At 63.0% G+C, this 23,727-nt stretch carries 21 protein-coding genes; 9 read left to right on the plus strand and 12 right to left on the minus strand.

Annotation, left to right across the window (positions count from 1 at the left end):
* Nucleotides 1-54 precede the first annotated feature (54 nt).
* Nucleotides 55-2,001 carry a BCCT family transporter gene (locus APH36_RS06915; protein WP_225850699.1) on the minus strand — a complete coding sequence of 649 codons (1,947 nt, stop codon included), beginning with the start codon at nucleotides 1,999-2,001 and terminating at the stop codon, nucleotides 55-57.
* A 533-nt stretch (nucleotides 2,002-2,534) separates the two neighbouring features.
* Between APH36_RS06915 and betI the strand changes: the two genes are divergently transcribed.
* From betI to betA, 3 genes are all read left to right on the plus strand, one after another.
* Nucleotides 2,535-3,191, plus strand: a complete 657-nt coding sequence (gene betI, locus APH36_RS06920) for a transcriptional regulator BetI (protein WP_060498023.1) — start codon at nucleotides 2,535-2,537, stop codon at nucleotides 3,189-3,191.
* A gap of 39 nt (nucleotides 3,192-3,230) precedes the next feature.
* A complete protein-coding gene (gene betB / locus APH36_RS06925) occupies nucleotides 3,231-4,703 on the plus strand; it encodes a betaine-aldehyde dehydrogenase (RefSeq protein WP_027614845.1) in 1,473 nt (490 codons plus the stop codon).
* A gap of 78 nt (nucleotides 4,704-4,781) precedes the next feature.
* The gene (gene betA, locus APH36_RS06930; RefSeq protein WP_060498024.1) at nucleotides 4,782-6,479 is read left to right on the plus strand and encodes a choline dehydrogenase; all 1,698 of its coding nucleotides are present in this window, start codon (nucleotides 4,782-4,784) and stop codon (nucleotides 6,477-6,479) included.
* Nucleotides 6,480-6,569: 90 nt separating this feature from the next.
* On the opposite strand, the gene APH36_RS06935 is transcribed toward betA, so the two are convergent.
* Nucleotides 6,570-7,703 (minus strand): dermonecrotic toxin domain-containing protein, encoded by a 1,134-nt coding sequence (locus APH36_RS06935; RefSeq protein ID WP_256219127.1) that lies wholly within the window; start codon nucleotides 7,701-7,703, stop codon nucleotides 6,570-6,572.
* Between APH36_RS06935 and APH36_RS32585 the strand changes: the two genes are divergently transcribed.
* The 5 genes from APH36_RS32585 (at nucleotide 7,704) to trxC (ending at nucleotide 15,154) form a co-directional block, all read left to right on the plus strand.
* Nucleotides 7,704-7,853, plus strand: a complete 150-nt coding sequence (locus APH36_RS32585) for a hypothetical protein (RefSeq protein WP_256219128.1) — start codon at nucleotides 7,704-7,706, stop codon at nucleotides 7,851-7,853. It begins immediately after the preceding gene.
* Nucleotides 7,854-7,981: 128 nt separating this feature from the next.
* A complete protein-coding gene (locus tag APH36_RS06940) occupies nucleotides 7,982-9,724 on the plus strand; it encodes a potassium/proton antiporter (protein ID WP_016712480.1) in 1,743 nt (580 codons plus the stop codon).
* Nucleotides 9,725-9,759: 35 nt separating this feature from the next.
* Entirely contained in the window at nucleotides 9,760-13,068 is a 3,309-nt protein-coding gene (mscK, locus tag APH36_RS06945) for a mechanosensitive channel MscK (protein WP_060498026.1), read from the plus strand.
* A 45-nt stretch (nucleotides 13,069-13,113) separates the two neighbouring features.
* Complete coding sequence (gene selO / locus APH36_RS06950) at nucleotides 13,114-14,574, plus strand: protein adenylyltransferase SelO (RefSeq protein WP_060498027.1); 1,461 nt, start codon at nucleotides 13,114-13,116, stop codon at nucleotides 14,572-14,574.
* 145 nt (nucleotides 14,575-14,719) lie between these two features.
* Nucleotides 14,720-15,154 carry a thioredoxin TrxC gene (gene trxC, locus APH36_RS06955; RefSeq protein WP_060498028.1) on the plus strand — a complete coding sequence of 145 codons (435 nt, stop codon included), beginning with the start codon at nucleotides 14,720-14,722 and terminating at the stop codon, nucleotides 15,152-15,154.
* On the opposite strand, the gene APH36_RS06960 is transcribed toward trxC, so the two are convergent.
* Nucleotides 15,151-15,924 carry a ParA family protein gene (locus APH36_RS06960; RefSeq protein WP_060498029.1) on the minus strand — a complete coding sequence of 258 codons (774 nt, stop codon included), beginning with the start codon at nucleotides 15,922-15,924 and terminating at the stop codon, nucleotides 15,151-15,153. The genes trxC and APH36_RS06960 overlap by 4 nt on opposite strands.
* 76 nt (nucleotides 15,925-16,000) lie before the next feature.
* Entirely contained in the window at nucleotides 16,001-16,900 is a 900-nt protein-coding gene (locus APH36_RS06965; RefSeq protein WP_060498030.1) for a LysR family transcriptional regulator, read from the minus strand.
* Nucleotides 16,901-17,065: 165 nt separating this feature from the next.
* On the opposite strand from APH36_RS06965, the gene APH36_RS06970 reads away from it, so the two are divergent.
* On the plus strand, nucleotides 17,066-18,250 hold the full coding sequence (locus APH36_RS06970; protein WP_256219135.1) for an MFS transporter: 1,185 nt from the start codon (nucleotides 17,066-17,068) through the stop codon (nucleotides 18,248-18,250).
* Nucleotides 18,251-18,260: 10 nt separating this feature from the next.
* On the opposite strand, the gene APH36_RS06975 is transcribed toward APH36_RS06970, so the two are convergent.
* The 8 genes from APH36_RS06975 to gspF are packed head-to-tail and all read right to left on the minus strand — an operon-like array spanning nucleotide 18,261 to nucleotide 23,727.
* Nucleotides 18,261-18,731 carry a hypothetical protein gene (locus APH36_RS06975; RefSeq protein ID WP_060498032.1) on the minus strand — a complete coding sequence of 157 codons (471 nt, stop codon included), beginning with the start codon at nucleotides 18,729-18,731 and terminating at the stop codon, nucleotides 18,261-18,263.
* Nucleotides 18,728-19,840: a type II secretion system protein GspL gene (gene gspL / locus APH36_RS06980; RefSeq protein ID WP_060498033.1), complete on the minus strand. Its 1,113-nt coding sequence runs from the start codon at nucleotides 19,838-19,840 to the stop codon at nucleotides 18,728-18,730. Before gspL ends, APH36_RS06975 begins: the two co-directional genes overlap by 4 nt.
* Entirely contained in the window at nucleotides 19,833-20,690 is an 858-nt protein-coding gene (locus APH36_RS06985) for a general secretion pathway protein GspK (RefSeq protein WP_060498034.1), read from the minus strand. The genes gspL and APH36_RS06985 overlap by 8 nt, the downstream gene beginning before the upstream one ends.
* Nucleotides 20,687-21,265 (minus strand): type II secretion system minor pseudopilin GspJ, encoded by a 579-nt coding sequence (gene gspJ, locus APH36_RS06990; RefSeq protein WP_060498035.1) that lies wholly within the window; start codon nucleotides 21,263-21,265, stop codon nucleotides 20,687-20,689. The genes APH36_RS06985 and gspJ overlap by 4 nt, the downstream gene beginning before the upstream one ends.
* Nucleotides 21,252-21,635 carry a type II secretion system minor pseudopilin GspI gene (gene gspI / locus APH36_RS06995; RefSeq protein ID WP_060498036.1) on the minus strand — a complete coding sequence of 128 codons (384 nt, stop codon included), beginning with the start codon at nucleotides 21,633-21,635 and terminating at the stop codon, nucleotides 21,252-21,254. Before gspI ends, gspJ begins: the two co-directional genes overlap by 14 nt.
* Entirely contained in the window at nucleotides 21,613-22,077 is a 465-nt protein-coding gene (gene gspH / locus APH36_RS07000; protein WP_060498037.1) for a type II secretion system minor pseudopilin GspH, read from the minus strand. The genes gspI and gspH overlap by 23 nt, the downstream gene beginning before the upstream one ends.
* Complete coding sequence (gene gspG, locus APH36_RS07005; RefSeq protein WP_060498038.1) at nucleotides 22,074-22,520, minus strand: type II secretion system major pseudopilin GspG; 447 nt, start codon at nucleotides 22,518-22,520, stop codon at nucleotides 22,074-22,076. Before gspG ends, gspH begins: the two co-directional genes overlap by 4 nt.
* Nucleotide 22,521: 1 nt before the next feature.
* Nucleotides 22,522-23,727, minus strand: a complete 1,206-nt coding sequence (gene gspF / locus APH36_RS07010) for a type II secretion system inner membrane protein GspF (RefSeq protein WP_060498039.1) — start codon at nucleotides 23,725-23,727, stop codon at nucleotides 22,522-22,524.

A 23,727-nucleotide genomic window follows, 5' to 3' on the forward strand; every position in this document is an offset into this window, starting at 1 on the left:
CAAAAAAGGCCCTGCCGTTGCCGGCAGGGCCCTCTCATATGGCGATAACGCTGATCAGCTGTACACACGCCCCAACAGCTGGCGATGGCTTTCGAACTGGTCAAGCACATCACGCACGATCTGCTCCGGCGCAAAGCCCATCAGGTCGTACTCCTGGCTGCCATCGTGCAGGTACACCTCGGCACGGTAGAAGCGCTGGCGCACCTCCGGCTCGCCTTCCACCGGCGCCTCGCTCGGCGCGGCCATGTAGCCGTCAAGGCTCACTTCGTAAACGAACGGGTTACCCTCGTCCATCATCACCCGCAGGCCCATCATGTTGCGCGACTGGCCAACGCGGGTTTCCACCTCAAAGCCCAGAGTCTGCAACTGCGCGGCCGCTTCTTTCAGCGCCGGGCTGACCTGCTTGTCCATGAAGCGTTGCACCACAGCCTGGGTCGGTTGCAGCTCCAGTTGGGTCAGGCGCTCGCTGAAACCGCGACGGCCACGGGCGGCCAGCTCGGCGCGCTCGCTTTCTACTGCAACGTCCTGCTTCATGGCCTTGTACAGGCCAAACATGAACAGCACCAGCACCACCGAGAACGGCAGGCCCGCCAATACCACCATGGTCTGCATGGCTTCGAAGTTACCGGCAAACAGCAGGCCGATGGTGACCAGGGTGATAACCACCGACCAGAACACCACCATCCAGTGCGGGGCGTCTTCGTCGACCTTGCCGCCTTTGCACGACAGGTTGGCCATCATCACCGCGCCGGAGTCGGCCGGGGTGAGGAACAGCACAAAGCCCACGAACACCGCTACACCGATCACGATCTTGGCTGCCGGGAAGTATTCCAGCAGCTGGTAGATCGACATCGACGGTTGCTCCAGCGCGGTCTTGCCCAGCTCCACGGCGCCCTGGTTGATCACCAGATCCAGGGCGGTGTTGCCAAAGATCGACAACCAGGCCAGGGTAAAGCCCAGCGGGATCAGCAGCACGCCCATCACCAGCTGGCGCACGGTGCGGCCCTTGGAGATACGGGCAATGAACATGCCGACGAACGGGCCCCAGGAAATCCACCAGGCCCAGTAGAACACGGTCCACAGGCCCAGCCAACGCTCGGACTTGCCCGCCTCGCCTTCATACACGTACAGGTCGAAGGTTTTCAGCACGATGCCGTTCAGGTAATCGCCGATGTTCTGCACGAAGCCGTTGAGCAGGTGCAGGGTTTCGCCGCCCAGCAGCACGAAGATCAGCAGGCCGCTGAACAGCATGATGTTCAGGTTGGACAGGCGGCGAATGCCGTTCTCCACACCCGAAACCGCCGCCACGGTGGCCACACCCGCCATGACCAGGATCACCACCAGCAGGTTGGTCTTGCTGTGGTCCATGCCAAACAGGTATTCCAGGCCAGAGGACACCTGCATCGAGCCAATGCCCAGGTTGGTCACCAGGCCCAGCAGGGTGACGAACATGCCGAAGATGTCCACGGCGTTGCCGGCAGCGCCCTTGACCCAACGCTCACCCACCAACGGGTACAGCGCCGAGCGCAGTGCCAGCGGCTGGTTGTGGCGGTAGGCGAAGTAACCCACGGCCAGGCCGACCAGGGCATAGATTGCCCAGCCGTGCAGGCCCCAGTGCAGGAAGGTTAGTTGCAGGCCCTGGCGCGCAGCTTCGAGGCTGGCCGGGGTACCTTCCGGCGGGTTGAAGTAGTGGTCCAGCGGCTCGGAAGCGCCGAAGTACAGCAGCGAAATACCGATACCGGACGAGAAGAGCATGCCGGCCCAGGCGCCGTAGCTGAAGTCCGGCTGGTCGTCCTTGCCGCCCAGCTTGAGGCTGCCGTAGTCGGAGAAGGCCAGGTAGACGACAAACACCAGGTAACCGCAGATCACCAGCATGTAGTACCAGCCAAAGGTGCGCGTCAGCCATTTCTGGGCCACGCCCAGCACCTGGCCGGCGGTTTCGGGTACAGCGATCAGCAAGGCAGTCAGAACAAGGATCATCAGCGCGGAGGTGAAGAACACCACGCGGTTGACCCGTACCCTCTCGGCGGGGGGCTTGGTAAGTGAGGCAGAACTCATTGCACGAATGCTCCGGGCAGTACGGCTGTGGAGGCTAATCAGTCATTCCCGAGCAATTGGTGGAATATCCCCACTGCGTCAGGTGTTATAAAAGCACCCTGGAAACCGTGATCCCGAATCGATACGTTGCAAAAAAACAGACAGATGGCCTGCTGAAAAAGCCACACCTCGGCAGAGGTGCGCGCATTCGTCACAGATCACCCCGCCCGCTCCAAGGGCCTGTCGCAGGGCCAGTGACCGTACGGCAGAATCTGCATTTCGCATCGCTCATGCCCGTCAACGCCTTGTATTCCGGGGGTTACGCGATTTCCTAGGGTGTCAACTCGTGCCTTCTCGACCGCCTGAAAAACTGTCAATGGCACAAATTGTCGCAGAGCTTATTCTTTATTGATTGAACGTTCAATCAAAACAAAATAGACTGGCCTTCGCCGAGTCAGCCGCCCGTCGTCTGCTCGCAGGCCTGAGGAGATAGCAAGATGCCCAAGGTCGGTATGCAACCCATCCGCCGCCAGCAGTTGATCGAAGCCACGTTGCAGGCGGTCGATCAGGTCGGTCTGGGGGACGCCAGCATTGCGCTGATTGCCCGTTTGGCCGGTGTGTCGAACGGCATCATCAGTCACTACTTTCAGGACAAGAACGGCCTGATTGCAGCGACGATGGGTTACATCATGAACATGCTCAACGAAGGTGTTCGAGCACGTCGCCAGGCCCTGACGGACGACAGCCCGCGCGCTCACCTGAAAGTGATCATCGAGGGCAACTTCGATGCCAGCCAGGTAAACGGCCCGGCAATGAAAACCTGGTTGGCCTTCTGGGCTTCCAGCATGCACCAGCCCGATTTGCACAGGTTGCAGCGGATCAACGACCACCGCTTGTATTCCAACCTGTGCTGCCAGTTCCGCCGCGCCTTGCCGCTCTACCATGCGCGCAAGGCAGCCCGCGGCCTGGCGGCCTTGATCGATGGACTGTGGCTGCGTGGCGCCCTGTCGGGTGATGCATTCGACACCGACCAGGCGATACGGATTGCTTACGAATACATGGATCTACAACTGGCTAAACAGCACACCCTGGGTACAAACGACCAGGCCGCTGAACAACCGCGCACGGCCCTTGCCAACCCGGCTGGAGCGTGACGCGCAAGCCAAACCACACACTGCACTTGCGAGGACACTATGGCCCGTTTCGGAACGCAAAAACTCTACATTGATGGCGCTTACGTCGACGCTGGCAGCGATGCCACCTTCGAAGCCATCAACCCGGCCACCGGCGAAGTCCTCGCCCACGTACAGCGTGCCACCCAGGCTGACGTCGAGAAGGCTGTGGAAAGCGCCGAGCGCGGCCAGAAAGTCTGGGCAGCGATGACTGCCATGCAGCGTTCGCGCATCCTGCGCCGCGCCGTCGACATCCTGCGCGAGCGCAACGACGAGCTGGCCATGCTGGAAACCCTGGACACCGGCAAGTCTTACTCCGAAACCCGCTACGTCGACATCGTCACCGGCGCCGACGTGCTGGAATACTACGCAGGCCTGGTACCGGCCATCGAAGGCGAGCAGATCCCGCTGCGCGAATCGTCCTTCGTCTACACCCGTCGCGAGCCACTGGGCGTCACCGTGGGTATCGGTGCCTGGAACTACCCGATCCAGATCGCCCTGTGGAAGTCCGCCCCGGCCCTGGCCGCTGGCAACGCGATGATCTTCAAGCCGTCGGAAGTCACCTCGCTGACCACCCTGAAACTGGCCGAGATCTACACCGAAGCCGGCCTGCCGAACGGTGTGTTCAACGTCCTGACCGGCAGCGGCCGCGAAGTCGGCACCTGGCTGACCGAGCACCCACGCATTGAAAAAGTGTCCTTCACCGGCGGCACCACCACTGGCAAGAAGGTCATGGCCAGCGCCTCCAGCTCGTCGCTGAAGGAAGTCACCATGGAACTGGGCGGCAAGTCGCCACTGATCATCTGCGCCGACGCCGACCTGGACAAGGCCGCCGACATCGCCATGATGGCCAACTTCTACAGCTCGGGCCAGGTATGCACCAACGGTACCCGCGTGTTCATCCCTGCCGAGATGAAAGCGGCTTTCGAAGCCAAGATCGCCGAGCGCGTAGCCCGCATTCGCGTTGGCAACCCGGAAGACGAAAACACCAACTTCGGCCCGCTGGTCAGCTTCCCGCACATGGAAAACGTGCTGGGCTACATCGCCAAGGGCAAAGAGGAAGGTGCCCGTGTGCTGTGCGGTGGCGAGCGTCTGACTGCCGGTGACTTCGCCAAGGGCGCCTTCGTGGCCCCGACCGTGTTCACCGACTGCACCGACGACATGACCATCGTCAAGGAAGAAATCTTCGGCCCGGTGATGAGCATTCTCACCTACGAAACCGAAGAAGAAGTGATCCGTCGTGCCAACGACACCGAGTACGGCCTGGCCGCCGGTGTGTGCACCAACGACATCACCCGCGCCCACCGCATCATCCACAAGCTGGAAGCCGGTATCTGCTGGATCAACGCCTGGGGCGAATCGCCGGCCGAAATGCCGGTTGGTGGCTACAAGCAGTCGGGCGTCGGCCGTGAAAACGGCGTCAGCTCGCTGGCTCAATACACCCGCATCAAGTCGGTCCAGGTCGAGCTGGGCGGCTACAACTCGGTTTTCTAAACCCTGCCTAGCCACGCCCATGCCGCTGCGCACGGGCGTTCCCGCTCCCTGATCACCGCCAAACACGAGGGTACTTTCATGTCCCAAGAATTCGATTACATCATCGTCGGCGCAGGCTCCGCCGGTAACACCCTGGCTACCCGCCTGACCGAAGACGCCGGCGTTACCGTACTGCTGCTGGAAGCCGGTGGCCCCGACTACCGCTTCGACTTCCGCACCCAGATGCCAGCCGCCCTGGCCTTCCCGCTGCAGGGCCGCCGCTACAACTGGGCCTACGAGACCGACCCGGAGCCGTACATGGACGGCCGCCGCATGGAATGCGGTCGCGGCAAAGGCCTGGGTGGCTCGTCGCTGATCAACGGCATGTGCTACATCCGTGGTAATGCCCTGGACTTCGATGGCTGGGCAGAACTGCCAGGCCTGGAGGACTGGACCTATCTGGACTGCCTGCCGTACTTCCGCAAGGCCGAAACCCGCGACATCGGCCCGAACGACTACCACGGTGGCGAAGGCCCGGTCAGCGTGACCACGCCGAAAGCAGGCAACAACCCGCTGTTCCACGCCATGGTCGAAGCCGGCGTGCAGGCCGGTTACCCGCGCACCGAAGACCTGAATGGCTACCAGCAGGAAGGCTTCGGCCCGATGGACCGTACGGTGACCAAGAACGGCCGCCGCTCCAGCACCGCCCGTGGCTATCTGGACCAGGCCAAGAAGCGCCCGAACCTGACCATCGTCACCCACGCCCTGACTGACCGCGTGCTGTTCGACGGCAAGCGCGCCATTGGCGTGACCTACCTGGTCGGCGACAGTGAAGAACGTGTTGAAGCCCGTGCCCGCAAGGAAGTGATCGTCAGCTCTGGCGCCATCGCATCGCCGCAACTGCTGCAACGCTCCGGCGTCGGCCCGCGTCACTTGCTGGAAAGCCTGGACATCCCGGTGGTACACGACCTGCCGGGCGTTGGTGAGAACCTGCAGGATCACCTGGAACTGTACCTGCAGTACGCCTGCACCCAGCCAGTATCGCTGTACCCCTCGCTGCTGTGGTGGAACCAGCCGGCCATCGGTGCGGAGTGGATGTTCAACGGCACCGGCATCGGCGCCAGCAACCAGTTCGAGGCTGGCGGTTTCATCCGTACCCGCCCTGAGTTCAAGTGGCCGAACATTCAGTACCACTTCCTGCCGGTCGCCATTAACTACAACGGCTCCAATGGCGTGAAGGAACACGGCTTCCAGGCGCATATGGGCTCCATGCGCTCGCCGGCCCGTGGCCGCATCCAGGCCAAGTCGAAGAACCCGCGCCAGCACCCGAGCATCCTGTTCAACTACATGTCCACCGAGCAGGACTGGCAGGAATTCCGCGACGGTATCCGCCTGACCCGTGAAATCATGGCCCAGCCTGCGCTGGACCCGTACCGTGGCCGCGAAATCAGCCCGGGCGCCCACGTGCAAACCGACGAAGAACTGGACAAGTTCATCCGCGAGCACGCCGAAACTGCCTTCCACCCGTCCTGCTCGTGCAAGATGGGCACCGATGATATGGCAGTGGTCGACGGCGAAGGCCGTGTGCACGGCATGAAGGGCCTGCGTGTGGTCGATGCGTCGATCATGCCGCTGATCATCACCGGCAACCTCAACGCCACCACGATCATGATCGCCGAGAAAATCTCCGACAAGATCCGTGGCCGCAAGCCATTGCCGCGCAGCACTGCCAAGTACTATGTGGCGGGCGATGCACCGGTGAAGGGCAAGCCGATGCGTGAAGTGAAGCAGGCCTGACATCGGCACCATTGGGGCTGCTTTGCAGCCCTTCGCGGGCTTGCCCGCGAAGGGCCGCAACGCGGCCCCAAATCCCTTGGTTGACTGGCATCAGGTCGGCAGCGCAAAGAATGTACGCATCAACCCGTCATCCTCCACACCCAATCGTTCCGCCATCACCTGACGGTTGAACAACGCCCCCGTGCGCATCTCACGCACCCTCGCCCCCTCCGGCGCCCGCGCCAGTGCCTTCAGGCACACCTCCATGAAGCGATGATTGTCTCCCTTCACCGGCGTCAGCTTTTCAACCTGCAAATAACGCCCCGGCATCATCAGTGACTCCGCCTCGTCCGGACGCCTTGAGAACGGCCCGATCGGCATTGCCTGCACGTCCTCACCCGGCTCCAGCACATACACCAACGCGTTGTCGCCAAAAGCCCCCTTGCCGCTCACCTGGGTCTGCGGGTCGTTGAACACCTCCCACAGGGCATAAGGGTTTTCTGTGAACGACGTAAAACGAATAAACAGGTCACCCACAACAGCTTGCCGCTGCGTGTCATTCGAGGCCACATGCGCTTCTATCCAGGCCTGGAGCGTTGCGCGATCGTCGAAGACCACCAGCACATTCTGCGCATCGGGTAGATAGACGCACTGCCTGCCGGTCTTGAGTGAGTACAGAAACAGCGGCCTGACACCGGGATCGCTGCTGGAAAGCGAACGCCAGCCACCCCGGGCATTTGCAGGATAATCCTCGCGCAGCGCTTTCAGGCTACTCGGCAGCAGCGTCACACGCAGCGTTGCCGCAAGCAGTTCACGCCGCTCAAGTTCGCTGAGCACGGACTGGCCGACAACGGCAAGAAAGCGGGCGCGGGCCAGTACGCAGTAATCTTCGCCACACTGCTCACGAAAACGGCTCAGTGCCTCGCTGTAGCGCCCCGCAAAATCCATTTGCCAGAACGCCTTCAGCATCGCCTGCGGGTCGAGCCGCACTTCGTTACGCTCGTCATAATCGCCATGGCTGGCATCCACCCGGTAGAAACCGCCATAGACACTCAACTCATCGGCAGCGGTCTGCTGCTGTGGGCTGAAGCGCTGGATAACCAGCTCGGTCAGGCTCAGCGACCGCTGCGGCGGCCCACGGTGGCACCAGCCGGTGTAGCTGTGCGAGCTGCTGGCCGCCGACTGGAACTCGTGCCAGTAGAGCGTGTCCGGGTCCAGCCAGTACCCCAGCTGCTGGCGCAGCACATGGCCCGCCGCCTGGCGCGCAAGGCCGTGCAAATCAGGAAATTGCCCAAGCAGGCGCTGGGCCACCTGGGCAAGAGGGAGGCGTTGTTTATCGTTCATGCTATTCGGCTGCCTGACTGTGGGGGACACCACTACATCCGCAAGCCGTAACTACAGTGCGGTATCGCTTTACAGCCCGCATCAGCCTCAGGTTAGAATCGATTGGCACGCGACCTGCTAGCTTTTGCTGAAAAATCCGCTACCACGTCCCTTCCCCCGCTGTTTCGGAGTACCTGCCTTTGGATGCAAGCACCATCAATAGCCTGTTCCTGATCGGCGCATTGCTGGTGGGTGCAAGTATCCTGGTCAGCTCGCTGTCGTCACGCCTGGGCATCCCTATCCTGGTCATTATCCTCGCCGTCGGCATGGTCGCCGGTGTGGATGGTGGCGGCATCATCTTCAACAACTACCCCACCGCCTACCTGGTGGGCAACCTGGCGCTGGCCGTGATCCTGCTAGACGGTGGCCTGCGCACGCGGGTGGCAAGTTTTCGCGTGGCGCTGTGGCCGGCGCTGTCGCTGGCCACGGTCGGGGTCATGATCACCACCGCCCTCACCGGCCTGGTCGCCGCCTGGCTGTTCAACCTCAGCCTGATCCAGGGCTTGCTGATTGGCGCCATTGTCGGCTCCACCGACGCCGCAGCAGTGTTCTCGCTGCTGGGCGGCAAAGGCCTGAACGAGCGGGTTACCGCCACCCTGGAGATCGAATCGGGTAGCAACGACCCGATGGCAGTGTTCCTGACCGTCACCCTGATCGACATGATCGCCAGCGGCCAGACCGGCCTGCACTGGAGCCTGCTGGGCCACCTGCTGCGCGAGTTCGGCATCGGCGGCCTGCTGGGCTTGGGTGGCGGCTGGCTGATGCTGCAACTGGTCAACCGCATCAACCTGGCTGGCGGCTTGTATCCGATCCTGGTGGTGGCCGGTGGCCTGGTGGTGTTCTCGTTGACCAACGCCCTGCACGGCAGCGGTTTCCTCGCCGTGTACCTGTGCGGCCTGGTGCTGGGCAACAAGCCGATCCGCAGCCGCCATGGCATCCTGCACATGCTCGACGGCATGGCCTGGCTAGCCCAGATCGGCATGTTTCTGGTGCTGGGGCTGCTGGTCACTCCGCACGACCTGCTGCCCATCGCCCTGCCGGCACTGGGCCTGGCGCTGTGGATGATCCTGGTGGCGCGGCCGCTGTCGGTGGTCGCCGCCTTGCTGCCCTTCAAGGCCTTCCATGGCCGCGAAAAAGGCTTCATTTCCTGGGTGGGCCTGCGCGGCGCGGTACCGATCATTCTGGCGGTGTTCCCGCTGATGGCCGGCCTGCCGGACGCCCAGCTGTTCTTCAACCTGGCGTTCTTCATCGTGCTGGTGTCGCTGCTGGTGCAAGGCACCAGCCTGCCGTGGATGGCCAAGCTGCTGAAAGTGACCGTACCGCCAGACCCGGCACCGATCTCCCGCTCTGCCCTGGAAGTGCACATCACCAGCGAGTGGGAGCTGTTCGTGTACCGCCTGGGTGCCGAAAAATGGTGCATCGGCGCCGCCCTGCGCGAGCTGAAAATGCCCGAAGGCACGCGGATTGCCGCCCTGTTCCGTAACGAGCAGTTGCTGCACCCGTCGGGCAGTACCGTGCTGGAAGTAGGCGACATGCTCTGCGTGATCGGCCACGAGCACAACCTGCCGGCCCTGGGCAAACTGTTCAGCCAGGCACCCCAGCGCGGCCTGGACCTGCGCTTTTTCGGCGACTTCGTACTCGAAGGCGATGCCGAACTGGGCGCGGTTGCAGCGTTGTACGGCCTGAAGCTCGATGGCCTGGACGCGAAAATGCCGTTGGCGCAGTTCATCCGACAGAAGGTCGGAGGCGCTCCAGTAGTAGGTGACCAGGTCGAATGGCATGGCACGATCTGGACCGTGGCGACCATGGACGGGAACAAGATCCAGAAAGTGGGCGTCAGATTCCCCGAAGGAACGCGACCCGGACCAGGATTGTTCCTCTAAACTTCGTTTCTGCCGGATCCACAAGTAGTCTGCCTATGTCCCTGCGCGTGTACCTTCGCACAGCCCTGCTCGGGCTGTGCCTGTCCCTTTCCTTTGCGGCCACCGCCGCAGAGGCCCCGACCACCGCCAGCATCCAGAACAGCCTCGACAAGATCGCCGAGCGCAAGCTGCCCGAGGCCGACCAGAAGGCCCTGCAGCAGGTGCTCGAACAGACCTTGAGCCAGCTCGCCAGCAAGGAAGACAGCGAGAAGAAGCTTGTCGCACTTAAGCAGCAGCTGGCCGGGGCCCCGAAAGAAACCAGCGACAGCCAGAAAGAGCTCGCCAGGCTCAAGGAAAGCAAGCCCCAGCCCGTCGCCCAGCGTTATGCCACGCTGAGCGTGCCGCAGCTTGAGCAGATGCTCAGCGAGCGCAACACCCAACAGGGCGAGCTGCAAAAGGCGCTGTCCGAAGCCAACAGCCTGATCATCAACTCGCAAACCCGCCCGGAACGCGCCCAGGCCGAAATCAGCAACAGCCAGGCCCGTGCTCAGCAGATCAACAACATCCTCAAAACCGGCAAGGACGGCGGCAAATCCATCAACGCCGACCAGCGCAACCAGCTCAATGCCGAGCTGGCCTCGCTCAATGCGCTGACCCTGCTGCGCCGCCAGGAGTTGGCCGGTAACAGCCTGCTGCAAGACCTGGGCAACGCCCGCCACGACCTGCTGATCGAACGCGCCACACGCCTGGAGCAGGAAATCCAGGACCTGCAGACCCTGATCAACGACAAGCGCCTGGCCCAGTCCCAGGAGGCGGTAACCCAGCAGTCCATCGAAGCCCAGAAGGCCGGCGGCAGCAGCCTGCTGGCCACCGAAAGCGCGCTTAACCTCAAGCTTTCCGACTACCTGCTGAAAAGTACCGACCGCCTGAACGAACTGACCCAGCAGAACCTGCGCACCAAACAGCAACTGGACAGCCTGACCCAGGCCGACCAGGCGCTGGACGAGCAGATCAACGTGCTCAAGGGCAGCCTGCTGCTGTCCAAGATCCTCTACAAGCAGAAGCAGACCCTGCCGCACCTGAAGGTCGACCGCGACCTGGCCGACCAGATCGCCGACACCCGCCTGTACCAGTTCGAGGTCAACCAGCAGCGCGAGCAAATGAGCAGCCCGGTCACCTATGTCGACAAGCTGCTGGCCGCCCAACCGCAGGAAGCGGTGACGCCTCAGCTGCGCAAGGCCCTGCTGGAAGTGGCGATCAACCGTAGCGACCTGCTGGAGCGGTTGAACCGCGAGCTGTCGGCACTGCTGAACGAATCGATCACCCTGCAGCTCAATCAGAAGCAGTTGCTGGGCACCGCGCAGAGCCTGCGCACCACCCTCGACGAGCAGATGTTCTGGATCCCCAGCAACAAGCCGCTGGACTGGGACTGGCTGAGCTATGTGCCAGAGCGCCTGGCCGACCAGGTCGCCAACCTGCCGTGGGGTTCGGGCCTGAAAGAGCTGGCCGACGGCCTCAGCCAGCGCCCGCTGCTGTTCCTGCCATTGCTGCTGGTGATTGGCGCCCTGTTGTGGCGGCGCCAGTACCTGTACCAACGGCTGGGCAAGGTGCACCAGGACATCGGCCATTTCCGCCGTGACAGCCAGTGGCACACGCCCCAGGCGATTCTTATCAACATCCTCTTGGCGATGCCGGTCAGCCTTGGCCTGGCGCTGTGCAGCTACGCCCTGCAGATCGACGCCCGCGGGCAAAACGCCAACCTCGGCGCCGCCCTCTGGCAACTGGCCCAGGCCTGGCTGGTGTTCTACACCGCCTACCGCATCCTCGCCCCCGGTGGCGTGGCCGAAATCCACTTCCGCTGGCACAAGCCGCAGGTCGAGTTCTTGCGTGGCTGGGTGCGCCGCCTGGGCACCGTGGTACTGGCGCTGGTCGGCGTGGTGGCGGTGGCCGAGCACCAGCCTTCGGCGCTGGCCGACGACGTGCTGGGTATCGGCGTGGTGCTGACCTGCTACGCACTGATGGCCTGGCTGCTCAGCCGCCTGCTGCTCAGCAGCCCCGCGCACCGCGACACCTCGCTGTTCCGCAGGGCCGTGGGCGTGGCGTTCACCGCCCTGCCCATCGCCCTGTTCGTCGCCGTGTGCTTCGGCTACTACTACACCGCGCTGAAACTCACCGACCGGCTGATCTACACCTTGTACCTGCTGCTGTTCTGGCTGGTGATCGAAGCCGCCTTCGTGCGCGGCCTGTCGGTGGCGGCACGGCGCCTGGCCTACCAGCGCGCGCTCAGCAAGCGGGCAGCGGCCAAGGAAGGGCTGGATGGCGAAGTCATCACCGAAGAGCCGACGCTGGATATCGAGCAGGTCAACCAGCAGTCGCTGCGCCTGATCCGCCTGGCCCTGCTCGGCGGCTTCATCGCCGGCCTGTACTGGGTCTGGGCAGACCTGATCTCGGTGTTCGCCTACCTCAACAACTTCGTCCTCTACGAATACACCAGCGGCACCGGCGCCGCCGCCAGCATGGTACCGATCAGCCTCGGCGACCTGCTGGGTGCGCTGGTGATCGTCGGCATCACCTTCGCCCTGGCCGGTAACTTGCCGGGCCTGCTGGAAGTCCTGGTGCTGTCACGCCTGAACCTGGCCCAGGGCAGCGCTTACGCCACCACCACGCTGTTGTCGTACACCATCGTCGGCGTCGGTATCGTCAGCACCCTGTCCACCCTGGGGGTGAGCTGGGACAAGCTGCAATGGCTGGTGGCGGCACTGTCGGTGGGCCTGGGCTTCGGCATGCAGGAAATCTTCGCCAACTTCATCTCCGGCATCATGATCCTGTTCGAGCGCCCGGTGCGCATTGGCGACACCATCACCATCGGCAACCTGTCCGGCACGGTCAGCAAGATCCGCATCCGCGCCACCACCATCACCGACTTCGACCGCAAGGACATCATCGTCCCCAACAAGACCTTCATCACCGGCCAGCTGATCAACTGGTCGCTGACCGACACGGTCACCCGGGTGACGCTGAAACTGGGCATCGACTACGGCTCCGACCTGGACCTGGTGCGCGACCTGCTGCTCAAGGGCGCGCACGAAAACCCGCGCGTGCTCAAAGATCCGGAGCCGATCGTGTACTTCCTCAATTTCGGTGAAAGCTCGCTGGACCACGAACTGCGCATGCACGTGCGCGACCTGGGCGACCGCAACCCAACGCTGGACGAGATCAACCGCTACATCAACCGCGAGTTCAAGGCCCACAACATCAAGATCTCGGTACGCCAGGTCGAGGTGTTCCTGATGGACCAGAAGGACGGCAAGCAGCAGCTGATTCCGCTGGAGCAACCTAAACCCGATGGCACTGCACCGGCCTGAGTGGGCTCGAATGCTTTATTCTGTGCTGAATCTCAGGAGCAGCCCGTGAAAGCCCTCGACCAACTCACTTTCGACAACCGCTTCGCCCGCCTGGGCGATGCGTTCTCTACCCAGGTCCTGCCCGAACCCATCGCAGACCCGCGCCTGGTCGTTGCGAGCGAGTCGGCCATGGCGCTGCTCGACCTCGACCCCGCGCAGGCCGACCTGCCGGTGTTTGCCGAGCTGTTCAGCGGCCACAAACTGTGGGAAGAAGCCGACCCACGGGCGATGGTGTATTCCGGCCACCAGTTCGGCTCCTACAACCCACGCCTGGGCGATGGCCGTGGCCTGCTGTTGGCTGAAGTGCTCAACGACAAAGGCGAACACTGGGACCTGCACCTGAAGGGGGCCGGCCAGACCCCGTATTCGCGCATGGGCGACGGCCGCGCTGTGCTGCGCTCGTCGATTCGCGAGTTCCTCGCCTCCGAAGCCCTGCACGCCCTCGGCATCGCCACCAGCCGTGCGCTGTGCGTAGTCGGCTCCAGCACCCCGGTATGGCGCGAAACCCGGGAAAGCGCTGCCATGCTCACCCGCCTGGCGCAGAGCCATGTGCGCTTCGGCCATTTCGAATACTTCTACTACACCAAACAGCCCGAGCAGCAGCGCGTGCTGATCGACCATGTACTGCAGCAGCATTACCCTGAATGCCAGGCTGCCGAGCAACCGTACCTGGCCATGTTCCGCACCATCGTCGAACGCAATGCCGAACTGATCGCCCGCTGGCAGGCCTATGGTTTCTGCCACGGGGTGATGAACACCGACAACATGTCGATCCTGGGCATCACCTTCGACTTCGGCCCCTACGCCTTCCTCGACGACTTCGACGCCAACTTCATCTGCAACCACTCCGACGACCGTGGCCGCTACAGTTACGCCAACCAGGTGCCCATCGCCCACTGGAACCTCAGCGCGCTGGCCCAGGCCCTGACCACGGTGATCGAGGTGGAGCCCCTGAAAGAAGCGCTCGGCCTGTTCCTGCCGCTGTACCAGGCCCACTATCTGGACCTCATGCGCCGCCGCCTGGGCCTGACCACTGCCGAGGATGACGACATGGCGCTGGTCGAGCGCCTGCTGCAGTGCATGCAGCGGGGTGGCGTGGACTACAGCCTGTTCTTCCGCAAGCTGGGCGAACAGCCGGTGGCCGATGCGCTGAACGTAGTGCGTGATGACTTCATCGACCTGGCCGCTTTCGATGCCTGGGGCGCAGATTATCTAGCCCGCTGCCAACGCGAACCCGGCAATGCCCAAGGGCGCCGTGAGCGAATGCATGCGGTGAACCCGCTGTATGTGCTGCGCAATTACCTGGCGCAGAAAGCCATCGAAGCGGCTGAAGCGGGGGATTACAGTGAAGTGCGGCGGTTGCATCAGGTGCTGACCAGACCGTTCGAGGAACAAGCCGGCATGCAAGCCTACGCTGAGCGACCGCCGGAATGGGGCAAGCATCTGGAAATCAGCTGCTCTTCATGATTAATGCCCAACCCTGTGGGAGCGGGCTTGTCGAGGCGTCGAACCGCCGCTAAGCAGGCAACGCGATGGATGGCACCGGCTTCGCCGGTGTTCGCGGGCAAGCCCGCTCCCACAAGGGAAACGAGAATCCAACCCCGGAGATGACATGTCTGACCCACTGGTAATCCCCTGCCCCCACTGCAACGGCCTCAACCGCCTGCCCGCCGAGCGCCTGGGTGACACCCCGAAATGCGGCCGCTGCAAACAAGACATGCTGCTGAGCACCCCTTTCGAGCTCACCGAGGCCAGCTACGCCAGCCAGATCAAAGGCGACCTGCCGCTGCTGGTCGACATCTGGGCCGACTGGTGCGGCCCATGCAAGTCTTTCGCCCCCACCTTCGAAGAGGCCGCCCGCCAACTGGCCGGCCGTTGCCGACTGGCCAAGCTCGACAGCGAAGCCAACCGCAACCTCGCCGGGCAACTGGGCATCCGCTCGATCCCCAGCCTGCTGCTGTTCAAGAACGGCCGCGAAATCAGCCGCCAGGCCGGGGCATTCCCACTCCAGTCGTTGCTGGAGTGGGTGCGTAGCCAAGGGGTTTAAGCGCTCTCTTCGAGCAACGAATGCAACTCGACAAACTGCTGCGTCAGCTTGTGCTTTGGCTCCAGGTGAATCAGCGGCAGGCTGGCATGGTGCGATTCACGCATCTTCACCGAGCTGCCGAGGTACACCGGTAGCACCGGCAGGCCTTCGGCCAGCAGTTCGTCGAGCATCTGCTGCGGCAGGCTGGCGCGGGACTGGAACTGGTTGACCACGATGCCTTCGACCATCAGGTCTTCGTTGTGGTCATCCTTGAGGTCTTCGATCTCGGCCAACAGGCCGTACAGGGCCTGGCGTGAGAAACTGTCGCAGTCGAAGGGAATCAAGACGCGATCGGCGGCAATCAGTGCAGAAACTGCGTAAAAATTCAGCGCTGGCGGGGTGTCGATATAAATCCGGTCATAATCCTCATCCAGCTCGTCCAGCAGCTTTCGCAGCTTGTTGATCTTGTGCTTGGCCTCAAGCTTGGGCTGCAAGTCAGCCAGTTCTGCCGTGGCGGTAACCACATGCAGGTTGTCGAACGGGGTTTCGTAGATATCGACCTTGTTCTTCTTGCTGAACGGCCCGCTGGACAGGCTTTGTTTGAAGAAGTCGGCAATCCCCATGGGGATGTCCTCGCCGGTGAGGCCGGTGAGGTACTGGGTCGAGTTGGCCTGGGCATCCAGGTCGATCAACAGGGTCCGATAGCCTTCATTGGCACTGACCGCCGCCAGGTTGCAGGCAATGCTCGACTTGCCCACGCCACCTTTCTGATTGAACACCACGCGCCGCATGATTGACCTCCGTGTTTCAACGAATGCCCGAGTATGTGGCGGCACTGCGGCAATGGCCAGTGCCATTTGACCGGCATCAGCCCTGGCCGACCACCTGCCCAGTCAACAGCTCGGCAAATGCCTTGGCCATCACCGAATGACCGCGCTCGCGCTGCACCAGCCACACCGCCGACATCGCCCCCTCATCCAGCAGCGTGCGATATACAACCCCTTCGATGCGCATGCGCTGGAACGACGCCGGCAATACCGACACGCCCAGGCCCGCCGACACCAGGCCAATGATGGTCATCGCCTCCCCCGCCTCCTGGGCAAAGTGCGGGCTGAAACCCGCCTGTCGTGCCAGGCTCAGCAACTGCGCATGCAGGCCGCTGCCGTAACTGCGCGGGAAGAACACGAATGGCTCATGGGCCAACGCCGCCATGTACACACCCTGGTCAGAGCCCTCCGCCAGCGGATGCGAGGCGTTGATAACCGCCACAAGGGGCTCGCGGAACAACTCCGTGGCCACCAGACCTTCCGGCAACGGCATCGGCCGCATCAGCCCCACTTCGATGGACTCATCGAACACCCCTTCGGCGACATCGCGGCTGCTCATTTCCTTGAGGTTCAGGTGCACCGCCGGGAAACGCTGGCGAAAGGCATGGATGGCCTTGGGGATCTTCGAGGTGAAGGGTGCCGACGAGGTAAAACCGATCTTCATCTCGCCCAGTTCTCCCAGCTGTGCACGCCGGGCCACATCGGCCGCCTTCTCCACCTGCGCCAGCACCTGACGCGCTTCCTCAAGGAATAACCGCCCTGCCTCGCTCAGTTCCACCCGACGGTTGGTACGCTCGAACAGCCGAGCCCCCAGCTCCTGCTCCAGGGCCTGGATCTGTTGGCTCAGCGGCGGCTGCGAAATGCCCAGCTGCTGCGCGGCACGGCCAAAGTGCAGCTCTTCGGCCACGGCGATGAAGTAACGCAGATGGCGCAGTTCCATGATCGGCTCCAAACAGGTCGTAAAACATCTCAAATAGGTCGAACAATATATTGGATCTAATCATTAGCCAGCTATATGCTTTTTTCATTGCGCCAGAGGTACCCGCCCGTGAAAACTGCTGTAGCCCCCCTTCCCGCCGAGCCAGAACCTGCCCCCCTGAACGAAATGTGGATCGAGAAAGGCACCCCCGCCTTCATGAAGACCGTCCTGGCGCTGTTCAGCGGCGGCTTCGCCACCTTCGCCCTGCTGTACTGCGTACAGCCGATGATGCCGCTGTTGTCCAAGGAATTTGCCATCAACGCGGCGCAAAGCAGCCTGGTGCTGTCAGTGTCCACCGCCATGCTGGCGTTCGGCCTGTTGATCACCGGCCCTATCTCTGACCGTATCGGGCGCAAGCCGGTGATGGTCTTTGCATTGGTCTGCGCCGCCCTCTCCACCTTGGCCAGCGCCGTGATGCCGAGCTGGGAACTGGTACTGGCCACCCGCGCATTGGTCGGCCTGTCGTTGAGTGGCCTGGCGGCAGTGGCAATGACCTATCTCAGTGAAGAAATTCACCCGCAGCACATCGGCCTGGCCATGGGCCTGTACATCGGGGGCAACGCGATTGGCGGCATGAGTGGACGGCTCATCACGGGCGTATTGATCGACTTTGTCAGCTGGCACACGGCGATGCTGACCATCGGCGGCCTGGCGCTGGTGGCCGCCCTGGTGTTCTGGAAGGTACTGCCCGAATCGCGCAACTTCCGCCCACAGTCGATGAACCCGCGCAGCCTGCTGGACGGCTTTGTCATGCACTTCAAGGATGCCGGCCTGCCTTGGTTGTTCCTTGAAGCCTTCCTGCTGATGGGAGCCTTCGTCACCCTGTTCAACTACATCGGCTACCGCCTGCTGGCTGAGCCCTACCACATGAACCAGGCACTGGTCGGCCTGCTGTCGGTGGTGTACCTGTCTGGCATCTACAGCTCGGCGCAGGTCGGCGCACTGGCGGACAAGCTGGGCCGGCGCAAGGTGTTCTGGGCCAGTATCGTGGTGATGGCAGGTGGCTTGCTGATGACCCTGGCCAGCCCGCTGGCGATGGTGATCGCCGGCATGCTGGTGTTCACCTTCGGCTTCTTTGGTGCGCACTCGGTGGCCAGCAGCTGGATCGGGCGCCGGGCGCTGAAGGCAAAGGGGCAAGCATCGTCGCTGTACCTCTTCAGCTATTACGCAGGGTCCAGCGTGGCCGGTACGGCGGGTGGGGTGTTCTGGCACCAGTGGGGCTGGAATGGCATCGGGCTGTTCATTGGCAGCTTGCTGGCGGTGGCGTTGCTGGTGGCGTTGCACTTGAGCAAGCTACCTCCCAAGGCATAGGCGCACGTGCTCAGGCTTCGGGCAACGCCATCACCAAGCGCGCCTGAAGCAGCTCGCCCTCGGCTTGCAACTGGATGTTCAGCGCTTCGCCACCGTCATGCTCCAGTACGTGCAGCCAGGCCAGCACTGCGGCGACGGGCCCCTCCAGGCCGACATCCACTTGCCCTGCCTTGGCTTCCAGGCTGACGATGTAGACCCCTGCCGCCTTGGCACGCTCATTCAGCCCAGCCGGTGTCAGCAACTCGACGGCGCCTGGCGACCGACGCGGCCCCTGTACAATTCGCTGCAATGTGGCCGCCAGCTCATGCTCACGCGCCAGTGCTTGTTCCGCTTGCTGCATGCGAGCCTGCCCTGGCAACCAGAGTAGCTGGCAGATCACGATCAACAGCAGGCCCCACAACGCTGCACTCATCAGCGCACGCCGGCCTGCTGGTATCTCTTTCCACTGGCGAACCCATGCATGCTCGTTGAGATTTTTCATTCTGCCTCCTGCCAGGCGAGGGTTGCCCGCACGCCCTGGGCAGTCTGTCGCCCCTGTTCCATCCGCATGCCGGCAACACGCTCCCCTAGCCGTTCGAGATCGTCAAAGCCTTCAGCGATGACATCAACACGCCAGCCCTGCCCAGCTGTCGTTTCCGCTCGTTCAATCACCAGATTACCGCTGCTGACCAGCTGCTCGGAGAACTGCGCAAGCTGCTCCATAGCAGTCGACTGCCTGGGCATGTGTTCCAGCAACCGGATTTGCGTGGCCAAATCGCCTCCGGCCAGCGGTTCAGGCGCCCAGCGTTGCAGCACCCGAACATTGTCGGTGTGCTGCAGTGATACCTGACGCATCAACCACTCGGTTCGCCAGTATTCAGCCAGGCAAACCATCAGCAATGCCAGCACCACACTACCTGCCATCGCTTGCCATGCCGGCGCACTGTGCCGTCGGCGCAAGGTGCCCTGGCGCAGGTCCACGGCGCCAGTTTTACCCTGCACCAGCAGTTCCACAGCACTGTCGACCTCCTGATCGCAGCAGTGCGCACCCATTGCCCCTGCCTCGGCCATCCAGGGTATCGACGCATGGCTCTGCTTCAGTACCTGAGCAGCCTGGGCACTGACCGCCAGACGCGCCCCTTCGGTGCCTCCCAGCAACCAGCGACCCTCGAACCACAGGGCACACGCCTGTGCGGCACTCAGCAGGTCGGCATCGACGTGCACCGCGACCGGGTCGATACCCTGCTCAAGCAGCAGCGACATCAGCGGGCGCAGGCGTTCCAGCGCTATCACCAGCACCTTTCGCCGCCCCTCATCATCCTCTGGCCCGAACGCCAGGTGCAAGGCCTCCAAAGGGGCTGCCAACTGCTCTTCGGCCGCATAGCCCAATACTTCCCGGCCGGGGCGCCTGCCCGGCACTGGCCCGATCCTGCAGTACCCTGCCAGCTCCATCGGAAGGACGAGCACTACACCAGCATCGGCCAATGCTGGCGGCAGGTTGCCCAACGTCGACCGATAAAGCTGCCCCTGCGCTGTGCGCACAAGCACCGGCCATGTCCCGTCGGCTGCGGCCATACCCTCCGCCAGTAGAAACAGGTAAACATCACTCATCTGGCATTTGCTCCGGCTGTGCAGAAAAAACACGACGCCACACACGCACCTGATGCGTGTTCAGGTCGATCTCAAGGTCGCTGTACAGGTAACCAACATTGCCTGCCAGCGCTGCGCGCACCTCCAAGCGGTACCAGCGGCTGGTCACCGACAGTCCATGGCTGTCGATACCAAGACCGACCAGACGCGGTTGCGCCAGAAACTGCTGAACGCTGGCAAAACCCTCTTCGGGCCGTTCGCCTATCAAACGCCGGGCAGTGGATGCTTCCACGCCTTCAAGGCCTTCGAGCACCTGCGCCAGGGCGGTATTGACGTTGAGCCCCGCATTTGCAGGCAACGCCACAACCCATGGCCGCAGGCGTGTCATCACTTCATCATCAACGCCTGGCAGGGCGCGCAGCTGGCTAGGGTCGAGCATGCGTTGGCCTGCCAGGGAATCCAGCACTGGCGCCTCGATCTGCAGCGCACGGCACAACCGCTGCCAACGCTTTAGCAGCACAGGGTCGAGATTTTTCCGTGCGGTCAGCGCCGCAATGTTGAAACGCCCGGAAAGGTCTTCCAGACGCAGGCGAACCTGCCCCTGCTCAAGGTCCAGCAACCGGGCTTTCGCCCAGGGCTGACCACCATGGGTCACTTGCAGCAGGGTTGCAGCCTGCTGTTTCAGTTGCACCAAGGCCTGGCGTTCCCCCGCATGTGCCAACTGCAGCAGGCGCGAGGCATCGATTTGCTGCCTGACGCTGCCCAGCATGCCTTGATGGCTACGCAACATGCTGGCAACCAGCACGGTCAGCAGCGCCATGACCAACAGCACGGTGATTAGCGCCACACCCCGCTGCCGAGTGTTCTTCACAGGCTTGCCCCCGCCATTGGCAGCACGCGGCGTATGCCCTGGAAACGCTGGGTCGAAAGCGTGATTTCGAGCGCCTGTGGCGGCTGCGCAGCCGTCCAGTTGGAAACCCAGCCACCCTCTGCGCCATACATACGCCAGCGCAACGCCACAATACCGTCGAGCACGCGCTGCGGGCGTACCTGCCCGTGCTCCAGAGTACGCCGCTGGCGCCACAGCACACCGTCTTCCAGCCAGTATTCGACAACCCTCAGATCGCTGCGCGGCAAGGGCTGCCGATCACGCTCGGCACCCAACAACCAGCTCACCCGATGCGGCGTCAACAAGATGCCGTGGCTCGTGCCGTTCTTGCCGCTCGCGGGCCAGTACCCTTGCAGTGCATCCCGCTGCATCACACTCATTGCCCGCCCCAAGGCGCGCAGTTCGTCGGCGTGGGCCTGGCGCGCTGCATCGGCCCGGGTGAATGCAGCCAGCAACTGGCTGGTGCCTGCCGCCAACAAGGCGAAGATGGCGACGGCCAGCAACAACTCCAGCAGGGTAAAGCCGCGTTGGGTACAGGCTGGCTCACGGCGCACCATCGACAACCTCCAGCCAGCCCACCGTGTGATGAAGTGGCTGCCGATCCGGCGCCAAACCGACACTCACGTTCACTTCGACGAGGGGCGCATCAGCCAGAGGATGCCTCGCCTCGACCAACCACCAGCCCCGCTCATCGAACCGGACCTCCAGGGTGCGCCGCTGTGCAGCCGCAGGCGCGTGCAGACGCAGTTCAGCAAGGTGGTTATCGGCAATCCAGCTGGCGAACAGCCGGTCACGCAGGCCCTGCGACTGCTCCAGCACATGCTGGCTGGCGGTGGTCACAGCAGCAGCCAGCACGGCAAAAACAGACAGCGCCACCAGCACTTCCAGCAACGTAAACCCACGTTCAACGTTCGAGCCAGGGGTCATTGAGGCCATCGCTTGATACCTGGGCCAGGCTGACGCCAGCCTCATGGAATGACAACGAAAACGGGGTGTGCTCGTCGCTACGGGAAAACACCAGTTGCGCAGTGCCTTCCGGCTTGCCGGGCATCACTGCCAGCCCGTCGATTTCGAGATGCAGGTCCAGCCCGGTGTCCCGGCGCTGCCCCTGCGCTGCCACGCTGTGCCCTTCACCCTTCACTAGCTGATAGCCGCGGGGGTCGACGTGCACAGCCAAATCCCGCCCCTCCAGGACCGCCTGCTGCCTGGCGTACTGGACCAGTTGCAGAAACAGGGCGGCTTCCTGCCGTGCCAACCGTTGGGGGCCCTGCCCCACCTGTAGCCCGGCCATGGCCAGGACAACGCCCACCAGCAGCAGCACCAGCATGATTTCAAGCAGGGTGAAGCCCCTCGACCGGTTCTGCCTCATTCGGCCCAGTTACCGATATCGGCATCCGCATCTTCACCGCCGGGCTGGCCGTCGGCCCCCAAAGAGAACAAGTCGTACCCCTGGCCTGATCGCGTTCCTGGGTTGGCGTACTGATAAGGTGCCCCCCACGGGTCCATCGCCTGACGCTTGAGGTAACCCTGGGCGCTCCACTGCCGGGGCAGTGGCGCCAAGGTTGGACGCCGGACGAGCGCCTCCAGGCCTTGAGCCGTAGTGGGGTAGCGCCCATTGTCCAGGCGGTAGATTTCCAGCGCCGTGGCAATGGACTGGATATCGGTACGCGCTGCGGTGAGCTTGGCATGGTCCGGGCGGCTCATCACATTGGGTAGCACCAAGGCACCGAGTACCCCCAGGATGATCACCACCACCATGATTTCAATCAGCGTGAAACCGCGTTGCGCGCGGCGTGCAAAGCCGTAGGACATATCAGTTGACCAGTTGGTTGAGGTTAAGAATGGGCAGCAGGATGGCCAGCACGATGAACAGCACGATGCCGCCCATCACCAAAAGCATCAGGGGTTCACACAGGCTCACCAGAAGGGTTATACGACCTGCCAGTTGCCTGGCCTGAAGATCGGCGGCACGTTCCAGCATGCCGTCCAGCTCCCCGGCACGCTCGCCACTGGCGATCATGTGCAGCATCAGGTCAGGCATGGTCTGGCTACGTGCCAGGCTATGGGCCAGCGTTGCGCCTTCGCCCACTTCACGCACAGCGGCTTGCAAGCGTTCGCGTAGCACCAGATTGCCCACCACGCCGGCCGCGATGTTCATGGCATCGACCAGCACGACGCCGCTGCGCCCCAGAATTGCCAGGGTGCTGATGAAACGTGCGGCTTCACTGGCCAGCACAAAACCGGCGTAACCGGGTATGCGCAGAACCATGGCATGCCATTGCCTTCGTCTGGCGGGTTTGCGTAACAGCAAGACGACCGTTGTAGCGCCTGCCAGCATCACCAGCAAGGCCAACAGCCCAAAGCGGCCGAAGGCATCGCTGAGTGCGATCAGCACCTGCGTTGCCAGTGGTAACTGCGCCTGGTCGCGGGCAAAGGCCTGCACCACGTCCGGCACCACATAACCAAGCAGAAACCCCACCACCAGCAGTGCCACGGCCGTCAGGATCAAGGGGTAAAGCATCGCCAACTGCACCTTCTGGCGCAGTGCCCGCTGATCTTCGCCATGCTCAGCCAGCCGCTCCAGTACGCCGGCCAGGTGCCCTGAACGCTCTGCCGCCTCGACCGTGGCGCGGTAGACCAACGGGAATGCCGATGGGTAATGTGCCAACGCATCGGCAAAGGTATTACCTTCGGCGACCCGCTCAGCCACGCCCAGCAACACCTGCCTGACCAGACGCTGGCCGCTCTGCGCAGCCACCGCCTGCAATGCTTCAGTCAACGGGATGCCGGCCTGCAACAGCGTTGCCAGCTGTCGTGTCAGCAGGCAACGCTGCACGAGCGAGAGGCGGTTGCGTGCAGTCAGCGCGGCAAAGGGCGACGGCTGTACCTCTTCGATCACCAATACCGACCAGCCCTGCTCGCGCAACTGCTGTCGGGCCTGGCGTGCACTGGCTGCCTCTAGCGTGCCGCGCTGACGCGTGCCATCGATGCGCTGAGCCTGATACCGGAAAACCGCCAT

It is taken from the genome of Pseudomonas sp. NBRC 111133 (genome assembly GCF_001320605.1).
In the GTDB taxonomy this organism is placed as follows: Bacteria; Pseudomonadota; Gammaproteobacteria; order Pseudomonadales; family Pseudomonadaceae; genus Aquipseudomonas; species Aquipseudomonas monteilii.

What these genes read in the sequence shown, in the direction of transcription:
- betI (WP_060498023.1), top strand. Translation starts at nt 2,535, where the DNA reads ATGCCCAAGGTCGGTATGCAACCCATCCGCCGCCAGCAGTTGATCGAA.
- betB (WP_027614845.1), top strand. Translation starts at nt 3,231, where the DNA reads ATGGCCCGTTTCGGAACGCAAAAACTCTACATTGATGGCGCTTACGTC.
- betA (WP_060498024.1), top strand. Translation starts at nt 4,782, where the DNA reads ATGTCCCAAGAATTCGATTACATCATCGTCGGCGCAGGCTCCGCCGGT.
- APH36_RS32585 (WP_256219128.1), top strand. Translation starts at nt 7,704, where the DNA reads ATGGCCCGCCGCCTGGCGCGCAAGGCCGTGCAAATCAGGAAATTGCCC.
- mscK (WP_060498026.1), top strand. Translation starts at nt 9,760, where the DNA reads ATGTCCCTGCGCGTGTACCTTCGCACAGCCCTGCTCGGGCTGTGCCTG.
- trxC (WP_060498028.1), top strand. Translation starts at nt 14,720, where the DNA reads ATGTCTGACCCACTGGTAATCCCCTGCCCCCACTGCAACGGCCTCAAC.
- APH36_RS06960 (WP_060498029.1), bottom strand. Translation starts at nt 15,924, where the DNA reads ATGCGGCGCGTGGTGTTCAATCAGAAAGGTGGCGTGGGCAAGTCGAGC.
- APH36_RS06965 (WP_060498030.1), bottom strand. Translation starts at nt 16,900, where the DNA reads ATGGAACTGCGCCATCTGCGTTACTTCATCGCCGTGGCCGAAGAGCTG.
- APH36_RS06970 (WP_256219135.1), top strand. Translation starts at nt 17,066, where the DNA reads ATGTGGATCGAGAAAGGCACCCCCGCCTTCATGAAGACCGTCCTGGCG.
- APH36_RS06975 (WP_060498032.1), bottom strand. Translation starts at nt 18,731, where the DNA reads ATGAAAAATCTCAACGAGCATGCATGGGTTCGCCAGTGGAAAGAGATA.
- gspL (WP_060498033.1), bottom strand. Translation starts at nt 19,840, where the DNA reads ATGAGTGATGTTTACCTGTTTCTACTGGCGGAGGGTATGGCCGCAGCC.
- gspJ (WP_060498035.1), bottom strand. Translation starts at nt 21,265, where the DNA reads ATGGTGCGCCGTGAGCCAGCCTGTACCCAACGCGGCTTTACCCTGCTG.
- gspI (WP_060498036.1), bottom strand. Translation starts at nt 21,635, where the DNA reads ATGACCCCTGGCTCGAACGTTGAACGTGGGTTTACGTTGCTGGAAGTG.
- gspH (WP_060498037.1), bottom strand. Translation starts at nt 22,077, where the DNA reads ATGAGGCAGAACCGGTCGAGGGGCTTCACCCTGCTTGAAATCATGCTG.
- gspG (WP_060498038.1), bottom strand. Translation starts at nt 22,520, where the DNA reads ATGTCCTACGGCTTTGCACGCCGCGCGCAACGCGGTTTCACGCTGATT.
- gspF (WP_060498039.1), bottom strand. Translation starts at nt 23,727, where the DNA reads ATGGCGGTTTTCCGGTATCAGGCTCAGCGCATCGATGGCACGCGTCAG.